Origin of the sequence: Mesorhizobium sp. B3-1-9 (genome assembly GCF_006439595.1) — a bacterium.
Lineage (GTDB): Bacteria > Pseudomonadota > Alphaproteobacteria > Rhizobiales > Rhizobiaceae > Mesorhizobium.
In genome coordinates, this window is the sequence record NZ_VFTJ01000043.1 from 1 (window position 1) to 7,328 (window position 7,328).

At 63.3% G+C, this 7,328-nt stretch carries 9 protein-coding genes; 6 read left to right on the top strand and 3 right to left on the bottom strand.

The window, feature by feature from the left end:
* The 5 genes from FJW07_RS31335 to FJW07_RS31355 all read left to right on the top strand — a co-directional run.
* Window positions 1-1,462, top strand: a 1,462-nt coding sequence (locus FJW07_RS31335) for a PLP-dependent aminotransferase family protein (protein ID WP_140860897.1), incomplete at its 5' end; no start/stop codon positions are given.
* A gap of 190 nt (window positions 1,463-1,652) precedes the next feature.
* On the top strand, window positions 1,653-2,120 hold the full coding sequence (locus FJW07_RS31340) for a hypothetical protein (protein WP_140860899.1): 468 nt from the start codon (window positions 1,653-1,655) through the stop codon (window positions 2,118-2,120).
* A 321-nt stretch (window positions 2,121-2,441) separates the two neighbouring features.
* On the top strand, window positions 2,442-2,831 hold the full coding sequence (locus tag FJW07_RS31345; protein WP_140860901.1) for a hypothetical protein: 390 nt from the start codon (window positions 2,442-2,444) through the stop codon (window positions 2,829-2,831).
* 93 nt (window positions 2,832-2,924) lie between these two features.
* A complete protein-coding gene (locus FJW07_RS31350; RefSeq protein WP_140860903.1) occupies window positions 2,925-3,476 on the top strand; it encodes a copper chaperone PCu(A)C in 552 nt (183 codons plus the stop codon).
* Entirely contained in the window at window positions 3,457-4,077 is a 621-nt protein-coding gene (locus FJW07_RS31355; protein WP_140860905.1) for an SCO family protein, read from the top strand. The genes FJW07_RS31350 and FJW07_RS31355 overlap by 20 nt, the downstream gene beginning before the upstream one ends.
* A 38-nt stretch (window positions 4,078-4,115) precedes the next feature.
* Here FJW07_RS31355 and FJW07_RS31885 read toward each other — a convergent pair whose 3' ends face one another.
* On the bottom strand, window positions 4,116-4,271 hold the full coding sequence (locus FJW07_RS31885; protein WP_181182787.1) for a hypothetical protein: 156 nt from the start codon (window positions 4,269-4,271) through the stop codon (window positions 4,116-4,118).
* Window positions 4,272-4,408: 137 nt separating this feature from the next.
* Here FJW07_RS31885 and FJW07_RS31360 point away from each other — a divergent pair, with 137 nt between their 5' ends.
* Window positions 4,409-5,809, top strand: a complete 1,401-nt coding sequence (locus tag FJW07_RS31360; protein ID WP_140860907.1) for a PepSY domain-containing protein — start codon at window positions 4,409-4,411, stop codon at window positions 5,807-5,809.
* Window positions 5,810-5,883: 74 nt separating this feature from the next.
* Here FJW07_RS31360 and copD read toward each other — a convergent pair whose 3' ends face one another.
* A complete protein-coding gene (gene copD / locus FJW07_RS31365) occupies window positions 5,884-6,774 on the bottom strand; it encodes a copper homeostasis membrane protein CopD (RefSeq protein ID WP_140860908.1) in 891 nt (296 codons plus the stop codon).
* A gap of 85 nt (window positions 6,775-6,859) precedes the next feature.
* Complete coding sequence (gene copC / locus FJW07_RS31370) at window positions 6,860-7,228, bottom strand: copper homeostasis periplasmic binding protein CopC (RefSeq protein ID WP_140647744.1); 369 nt, start codon at window positions 7,226-7,228, stop codon at window positions 6,860-6,862.
* Window positions 7,229-7,328 lie beyond the last annotated feature (100 nt).

The following is a 7,328-nucleotide window of genomic DNA, read 5'->3' on the forward strand; positions in this document are numbered from 1 at the left end:
CCCCAAGCCCCAGGCCTTCCCCCTCGACATGCTGGCGGTAAACCGCTCGAGCCCCGAGCATCTCTCGCGCCAGCTCTATCACGGCCTCGTCGCCATCATCCGCAGCCGCGCGCTTCCCCCGGGCTCGGAGCTGCCCTCCACCCGCGCCTTGGCCGCCGAGCTCGGCCTTGGCCGCAACACCATCGTTACCGCTTACGACCAGCTCGTCACCGAAGGCTATCTTGCCAACCGCCAGGGCGCCCGCCCGGTCATCGTCGACCTGCCCGACGGCCCGCGCGAAACGCCGGCGGAGGAGCCGCCGGTGCCGCTGCGCCAGCCCTCGCTGCGCGGCCAGCAACTGCTCAGCCAGCCCTATCATCACGGCAGGCCGGGTCACGTCGCCTTCCACCCCGGGATGCCGGATGCGCAGAGCTTTCCCTTCGGCGTCTGGGGCCGGCTGGTGGCGCGCCGCGCCAGCCATGGCGGCGAGACGCTGTTCGGCACCTATGACGTCACCGGCCACCCAGCGCTGAAGAACGCGATCGCCGGCTACCTCTTCTCCGCGCGCGGCGTGCGCTGCAGGCCCGAGCAGATCGTCATCACCACCGGCGCGCAGGCAGCTTTCGACCTTCTTGCGCGCCTTTTGCTCGACCCCGACGATACGGTGTGGATGGAGGAGCCCGGCTATTACGGCGCCAAGGCCGCCTTCACCGTGGCCGGCGCGAAAATCCTACCCATCCCGGTCGACCAGGAGCGCGGCTGGTATCTCGACCCGCCGGACCCGTTGCCCCGCCTCATCTATGTGACGCCGGCCTGCCAGCATCCGCTTGGCATCACCATGCGCATGGAGGAGCGGCTGCGCCTGCTCGACATCGCCGAAACCGCGAACGCCTGGGTGATCGAGGACGATTTCGACGGCGAATACCGCTTTCAAGGCCGTCCCGTGCCGGCGATCCAGAGCATGGACCGCTCCGGCCGCGTCATCTATGTCGGCACCTTCGCCAAGCTCCTGTTCCCCGCGCTGCGCCTCGGCTTCATGGTGCTTCCCGTGGAGCTCGCCGGCCGCATCGTCAACGCGCTCTCCACCACCGGCCAGTTCGCGCCGCTGCTGCTGCAGGCCGCCTTGGCCGATTTCATCACCGAAGGCCATATGAGCCGGCACTTGAAGCGCATGCGCCGCATCTACGCCCAGCGCCGCCAGCTTTTCCGCGACATCGTCACCGAGCGCCTGCGCGACGAGATCACCCTCTCCCCCGCCGAAGCCGGCATCCAAGTGGTGGGCTACCTCAAGCCAGGCATAGACGACATCAAGGTCAGCCAGGCCGCGGCAAGAAGAGCGATCAACGTCTCACCGCTGTCGAAATATTTCCAGAACACGGCGCCGACGCAAGGGCTGGTGCTGGGCTATGCGGCATGTGACGCGGCGCAGACGCGGGACGGGGTGGAGCGGTTGGCGGCGGCGATAAGGGAGACGCTGGGGTGAGGCTTCGATTTTCTTGAAGATTAATAGAGCCACCCTGACATCTGATGTCCATCTCATCTCAGTTTGGCGGGTCGAGTTGCGGCGACGTAGTGAGTGGTTGCCGCCGAGCTTGGCTTGTCGCAGCACCAACCACCTTCTTTTTTATCAGCGAGCGGGATATTACTTGGTTGGGTAAGAATGGGGGAATTTCATGAAAGTCGTACCGGCACTTTGTAGTGCGCTAGTCGTTTCAGGATGTGCAGGGACTAGTGTTGTGCAGACATCAGGCGACACTGCCATCGTGACGGCAAGAGCGGCGCCTGTCTGTGGTGGTGTAGGGGCGGAAAGAGTCGCCGTAAGAGAAGCGGCCATCGAGACGATCAAAGCTGGATTCGATAAGTACATCATCTACGATGCGGCGGCGCAGAACACTGTCACCGCGACGCAGATGCCTGGAACGTATTCGACAGTGGGCACTCTCTACGGCGGATCGTTGAATGCGACAACGACCTATCAGCCAGGACCAACTATCTACTCAGGCCATCATTCCCAGGCCTTCGCGATAAAGATGTTTAAGGCCGGCGACCCTCTGGGCACTAATGCGGTCGATGCCAGAACCACGCTTGGTCCAGAGTGGCCGAAGATGATCAAACAGGGCTCGCTCACTACTTGTGCGTGACGGTTCACATTGTTGAAGTGTCGCGAAGCGTCTCTGCGGCCGCTCGAGTAAATGACCACCGGTTCAGGATCCATCGCACGATGATAGATCGCACCTTCTCAATCTGGTTGGGTCTGCCGCGTTGGGCAAGAATTGCGCCTGCTGTACTTCTTATAACAGCCTTGGATGCCCTGCGCATGGCTTGCCCTCAGGGTCCAAACCTCATCGCCCAATCGTAGGCCGTTTGGTGCCGCAAAACGGCCTGCACAAATCGCCGCACCTTTGGAAAGTATTTCTGATCACTCCGGCGTGATGATAGGTATCGGTCATTGGAGGCCGTTTGTGGGCTATCGCACCAGGAGAGCAGGGCTGATTGGAGCGCTAGCGCTTGCGCTGGTGCTTGTCGTCCAATCCGTCGTCGGCGCCTTCGCGCTCGGCGCGGTTGGCGCTGGGCAGCAACTGGATGCTTTCGGCAATCCGCTCTGCATCAACGGTCCGGGTCATGACGGTTCGGGCGGCAACAGTTCGCCGGATCACTCCAAAGTCCCCTCCTGCTGCACCTTTGCCTGCAGCATGTTCTGGCCAGGCGTGGCCGCGCCGACGACTATCGGCCAGATCGCGCCAGGTCTTCGCATCGCCGAGCGACTGGCGTTCACCCACCCCAAGACGATAGACCTCAACGAGCAGGGCTATCGGCCCGGCAATCCCCGCGCTCCCCCAATATTGGTCTGATCGGCGACCCGCGTAGGCGGGACATTACCCTTCAAGATCAAAGGCTTCGGATTCCGCCGTCAAATCGGTGGGACCGCCTTGGGAGCAATCCAGATGCAACATCCATTCCGCGCTTTCGCGCGCACGCTTTCGTTTGCCCATCCGCTCGGCCGATTTCGTTCGTTCGAGGAACGGATAGGCATCGCCGTTTTCACGCTGGCACTGATTTTCGCAACAACCCACTCCTTGTGGGCACATGAGTTCAAGGCCGGCGATATCGAGATCGTCCATCCCTGGTCGCGTGCCACACCTGAAGGTGCGGCGGTTGCCGCCGGCTACTTCACGCTGAAGAACCATGGATCGACGGCCGATCGCCTCGTCTCGGCAACCGGCGACATAGCCGGCATGACGCAAGTCCACGAAATGGCTGTGGACGCCCAGGGCGTCATGACCATGAAGCAACTCGCCGACGGGTTGGAGATACCGGCCGGCGGTGAGGTCACGCTCAAGCCCGGCTCGTTCCACATCATGTTCATGGACCTGAAGCAGCCGGTCAAACAGGGCCAGCCCTTCAAGGGCACGCTAACCTTCGAGAAGGTGGGCACGGTCGAGGTCGAATACGCCGTCGACGCCATGGGAGGCGAGCATGACGACCACGGCGAATAGTGCTCGTCCGGCAAAGCGATTGGGCTCGATCATCGCGCTCGCCTGCCTGGCGCTTATGCTGGTCGGGATAACCGCAATGCTTGTCTGGCCAAGGCTGGTGCAGCGGAACGTCTCGCCGATCGGCGGGCCGTTCACGCTCACCACCCAGACCGGGGAGAAGCTTTCGGACGCCGACCTGCGCGGCAAGCCGTTCGCGATCGTCTTCGGCTTCACGCGCTGCCCGGAAGTCTGCCCGACGACGCTGTGGGAGACGACGGAAGCGCTCAAGACCCTCGGCCCTGATGCCGACAAGCTCAGGGTGCTGTTCGTCTCCGTCGATCCGACGCGGGATACGCCGGAATTCATGGCGCGCTACCTGCAGTCTTTCGACAAGCACATTACCGGGCTTACCGGCACCGAAACCGAGATCGCCTCAATCGGCAAGGAATACCGCATCTACTACAAGAAGGTGCCGACCGACGACGGCGACTACACCATGGACCACACCGCGACGATGTTCCTGATGGATGCCGAAGGGCAGTTCACCGGGACGATCTCCTATGGCGAGGAGATGGCGATGCGGGTGCAGAAGCTGCGTCGGCTGATCGGCGGCTCGGCATGAGACTGGGCCAGTGCACAAGCTCCAGTCCCTGGGTGCAGTTAGGACTGACCTTCGCCACGGGTGCGGCGTCCGGCCTTGCCGTGTTCGCTTGAGTTGTCCCGAAGTCTCCCGAACTGGGCGCGCGGCTGTTCGATCTGCAGCGCAACGGCCTCGATGTCTTTGATGCCTTCGTGGTGGCATGGCTGTTCGGCCAACTGGCTGTTCCCGTCCACCATGTGCCGCCTGGCATCGCACGCGACTGAAATAGCACGGCCGCGTCCCGGACGCGGCTGTTCCCCCTTCAAACATTTGCAACGGCGGCCGCTCGGACCGCCTTCCTGGAGAGGTTATCATGTCTACCGCAACGCTTGCGAAGCAGCCGGACGTGGCTGTCAGCACAAGGCTCTATCGCGCCATCTGGCGCTGGCATTTCTATGCCGGCCTCTACGTCATTCCCTTCCTGCTGGTGCTCGCCTGCACCGGCCTCATCATGGTCTACGGCAATTCGATCGAGACCTTTCTCGGCGCCAAGCATTATGTGGCGCCGGGTGGCGAGCGCGCTTCCTACGAGGCGCAGTCGCAAGCGGCCGTCGCGGCGATTCCCGGCGGCGCGCTGAAGCTGATGGTGGTGCCGAAGGAAGACGACCGCGCCACCGTCTTCATCGTCAACGGCAATGGCAAGGACAATGTGGTCGCCGTCGATCCGCATGGCGCCAAGGCGCTGGATACAATCGCCAAGGATGATACCTGGTTCTACTGGGCTGACAACATCCACGGCACGCTGCTGCTAGGCGATGTCGGCGATCGTCTGATCGAGGTCGCCGCAGGCCTCGGCATCGTGCTCATCCTCACCGGGCTCTATATGTGGTGGCCGCGCAACGGACGTTCGCTCGGCAAGGTGCTGTTCCCGAATCTCTCCGCGCGGGGGCGCTCGTTCTGGAAGGAAATCCATGTCTCCCTGGGCTTCTACCTCTCGATCGTGCTGTTCTTCTTCCTGCTCTCCGGTCTCTCCTGGACCGGCATCTGGGGCACCAAGATCATGCAGGCCTGGAGCACCTTTCCGGCGGCGAAATGGGACAATGTTCCGCTCTCCGACAAGACCCATGCCTCGATGAACCATGGCGCGATGAAGGAAGTGCCCTGGGCGCTGGAGCAGACGCCGATGCCGATGTCGGGTTCGCAGGCGGGTTCCGCCGGGCTGCAGATGGGTTCCGTCAATCTCGACACGGTCGCTGCCTACGCCCGTGCCAATGGATTCACCGAGCAGTTTCGCATCAACGCGCCGCAGGACGACGGGGGCGTGTACACGATCTCGGCCGACTCGATGGATGCCGACACCAAGAACCCGTTCGGCGACCGCACTGTGCATATCGACCGCTACACCGGCAAGATCCTCGCCGACGTGCGCTTCGCCGACTACGGTCTGGCCGGCAAGGCGATGGCGGTGGGTATTGCCCTGCACCAGGCCAATCTCGGCTGGTGGAACACGGCGCTCAACGTGCTGTTTTGCCTCTCCGTCATCGCCATGGCGTTGTCCGGCGTCGTGATGTGGTGGAAGCGTCGCCCGGCCGGGCGCCTCGGCGCGCCGGTTTATCCGAAGAACTACCGGGCGCCGGTGGCGATCATCGTCATCGCACTCGCGGTCTCAGTCATCTTCCCGCTGACTGGCATCGCGATCGTCGTCTTCGCCATCATCGACTGCTTGGTGCCGAAGCGCTTCAAGGAAGCTGGTCTTCAGCCGGCGGGAGCCTGACGCTCGAACGGGCTCGCCCGCCTTTGCGGACGAGCCCATATCGCGGAACAATCGGGCTCCGCCATCAGGTAGGATCACTCCCCGCCGTTCGGATCGAGCATGCCGAAGATCGCGACGAGCAGGATGGCGGCAAGGCCGAGGCCGATCTCGACCAGCGTGCCTGTCCGGATTGCCGCGAGGGCCGATGCTCGGTCGCGGCCGATGCGGGGCACAAACCGGTAGCGGTTGAGAATCGCCACCGAAGTCATGACGAGCACGACAGCGATCTTCGCCGTCAACAAAGCCTGGTAGGTCGAACCCCAGCCGAGCGGCCAGCCGATGATGAAAAGGCTGTTGCCGATGCCGGAGAGGATCGCCAGCGCGACCGCCCAGTGGCCGGCCGTCGAGAAACGGCGAAGCGCTGTCGCGGTCTCCGCCCGAAATGCCGGCCGGCCGAATCTGGCCAGCACGAGCACAAGTGGCAGCAGGGCGCCGAACCATGCCCCCGCGGCAAGCACGTGCAGGATGTCGTTGAGCGGATGGACAACGCCTTGCCAGCCGTCCTGCATGACGGCGTGTCCAGTGAGCGCGAGGCTGGCCAAGGCCAGGGCCGCCGTCGCAGCCGTCGCCATTGGCACAAGGCGGGCGGAAGCGCTCTGCGCGATCGCCAGCGCGCCGGCAGCGGACAGTTGCAAAAGCCACGCCTTGCCGACGCTCGTCGAGACAAGGATGTCGCCGAGCACCTGTCCATTGACGGCATCCGGCCAGCCATCGCCGATCATCGCGGCCTGCAGCGGCAATGCCGCGCATGTCGTGACCAGGGCCAGGCTCACCGCCGCAAGGCGAAAGATCGTCAACCTCTCCGCCACCGGCTCGGCCAGACGTCGCGGGACAAGCGTTGCAAGATAGCCGAAGCCGCCCCATAGCAGCATCAGCGCCGCATCGTGAACGAAGCGGCAGGCCATGAGCAGGGTGTCCGGCGTCATCGGGCGGCCGGGCGATCGGACGTAGGGTGGTCCATCATCGGGCGGAGCGAACGAGGGGGGCACGAATCGTGCCCCCTCTGGCCGATCACGGCTTCACGGTGAACTTGTAGTCGCCATGTGTCTTGTGGCCGTCCTGCGACAGCGCATGCCACTCCACCTTGTAGGTACCGGCAGCAAGGCCTGCTGGTAGATTGACCATGAAGGTCTTATCGCCGTCCATCAGCATGTCATTGTCGGTCTTGACCGCCTTCTTGTCGGGTCCGGTGACCTTCACGCCGGTGAACTTCAGGTTGAGCTCCTCGCTGAACTTGAGGTCGAGCTCCGTAGGCGCTTCCTTGACCGTCCCGTTGATCGGCGGTTGCGCCGCTTCGAGATGGGCATGGGCATACGCGGCGTCCGAAAGCGCGACGGAGGAGAGGGCTGCAAATGCGGTTGCGAGAACGATATTGCGCATGGTTCATTTCCTAATGGTGGGCGGACTAGGGCTTGTTGAGATTCATCGTGAGTTTATGACGGCGGCAGCGAGATGGATGATGGCACTGAAACTCTGGTCG

Bases quoted from the DNA above. Each gene is read 5' to 3' on its own strand.
- copD (WP_140860908.1), bottom strand. From the start codon at position 6,774: ATGACGCCGGACACCCTGCTCATGGCCTGCCGCTTCGTTCACGATGCG.
- FJW07_RS31350 (WP_140860903.1), top strand. From the start codon at position 2,925: ATGCAACATCCATTCCGCGCTTTCGCGCGCACGCTTTCGTTTGCCCAT.
- FJW07_RS31340 (WP_140860899.1), top strand. From the start codon at position 1,653: ATGAAAGTCGTACCGGCACTTTGTAGTGCGCTAGTCGTTTCAGGATGT.
- FJW07_RS31360 (WP_140860907.1), top strand. From the start codon at position 4,409: ATGTCTACCGCAACGCTTGCGAAGCAGCCGGACGTGGCTGTCAGCACA.
- copC (WP_140647744.1), bottom strand. From the start codon at position 7,228: ATGCGCAATATCGTTCTCGCAACCGCATTTGCAGCCCTCTCCTCCGTC.
- FJW07_RS31355 (WP_140860905.1), top strand. From the start codon at position 3,457: ATGACGACCACGGCGAATAGTGCTCGTCCGGCAAAGCGATTGGGCTCG.